Genomic DNA, 491 nt, shown 5'->3' on the forward strand with positions numbered 1-491 from the left:
ATGGGGCGGGCCCCGCCACTCGCCACCAGATAGTTCGGTCAGGTTTAATTCCGGCCTGCCGACCGCCTCGGCCACCCAATCGCGCAGCGTGGGAATTTTCGAGCTTTCGGAGAAGGTGCATTCAAACGCCGTCGCCACATGTTTCGGACAGCGCGACCACGTTTCCCGAGCCTCCGGCGACGCTTCGCTGCCCGGGCCGCCTGAATGGCTGGGAAACAGGTGAATGCGGTCCGTATCGACATCCAGTTCACGCAGCCAAACGACAACGGCATGCATCGAACTGCCGGACAGGCCGGGACCCTCGTCGACAACGGCGAAACGCGCCGATGGATTGTTCTTCCAAGCGGTGATCGACCGCGGATCGGCGTTGATGTGCCTGTGGAAGGGATGGCCGATCGGACGAACGCTGAATGGCGCAGGCGCGCCAATCGAGGCCGCCACCATAGCTGCGAGCCCAAGGCCAATGCTGCGGACACCGATAACGCATGTGT

Annotated in this window: 1 protein-coding gene and 1 pseudogene; one reads left to right on the top strand and one right to left on the bottom strand. The window is 62.9% G+C overall.

Annotation, left to right across the window (positions count from 1 at the left end):
• Nucleotides 1-276, bottom strand: a pseudogene (locus EOC94_RS35025) (hypothetical protein); the annotation flags it as partial.
• Between EOC94_RS35025 and EOC94_RS35030 the strand changes: the two are divergent.
• Nucleotides 271-491, top strand: a 221-nt coding sequence (locus tag EOC94_RS35030; protein ID WP_245465729.1) for a hypothetical protein, incomplete at its 3' end; no start/stop codon positions are given. The pseudogene EOC94_RS35025 and the gene EOC94_RS35030 sit on opposite strands and share 6 nt — an antisense overlap.

The sequence above is a fragment of the Mesorhizobium sp. M6A.T.Ce.TU.016.01.1.1 genome (assembly GCF_003997065.1).
In the GTDB taxonomy this organism is placed as follows: Bacteria; Pseudomonadota; Alphaproteobacteria; order Rhizobiales; family Rhizobiaceae; genus Mesorhizobium; species Mesorhizobium mediterraneum.